1 protein-coding gene is annotated in these 884 nt (G+C 47.2%); it reads right to left on the bottom strand.

The annotated features are described in order from the left end of the window. Nucleotides 1-884 (bottom strand): AMP-binding protein (locus ACS8FC_RS15815; protein ID WP_439297470.1); only part of this gene is annotated, 884 nt, incomplete at both ends.

Below are 884 nucleotides of genomic sequence, written 5' to 3' on the forward strand. Positions count from 1 at the left end.
GTTTGTAGCCAGTTAAATTTTCTTTACCGTAAGCGATGACTTCATCAGCAGTCAGACTGGCGTCACTACGTACCACGTAAATCTTCGGCACTTCACCGCTTTTCTCGTCATCAATACCGATCACACCACATTCCAAAATCTTTGGATGTGTTGACATGGCGTCTTCTACTTCGTTTGGATAGACGTTGAAACCAGATACCAAGATCATGTCTTTTTTGCGATCGACAATCTTAAAGTAACCGTCTTCATCCATCACGCCAATATCGCCAGTACGGAAGTAACCATCCGAAGTCATGACTTCAGCGGTCGCATCTTCACGCTTCCAGTAGCCTTTCATCACCTGCGGGCCACGAATACTAATCTCACCACGCTCACCCAAGGCCACTTCATTGCCTTCTTCATCCAAGATAGCCATATCAGTGGCAGGCATTGGCAGACCGATGTTTCCTGAGAACTCACCTGTACCATGCGGGTTTGCTGAGGCAACTGGCGAGGTCTCTGACAGACCATAACCCTGAACGATGATATTGCCCGTGACCTGCTCCCATTTAGTCGCCGTGTCTTTGAGTACTGCCATACCGCCACCCATGGACATCTCAAGCTTGCTATGATCTAGCGATTGGAATTCTTCGTTATTGGCAAGCGCGGTAAACAAGGTATTTACTGCTGGGAAAAACGCAGGTGGGTAGTCTTTATATGCTTTGATAAGGCTTGGTAGGTCACGTGGGTTTGGTACTAGCAGACCGATACAACCACGATATAGGCCAAACATACCGCAGACCGTAAACGAGAAAATATGATACAACGGCAGAGCCGTCATAATCACTGGCTGCTCATTACTCTTCTCAAACTTGTCAAAAGCATCGCCTAGATAGGTATCGCTT

The sequence above is a fragment of the Psychrobacter sp. 1Y4 genome, assembly GCF_051847555.1.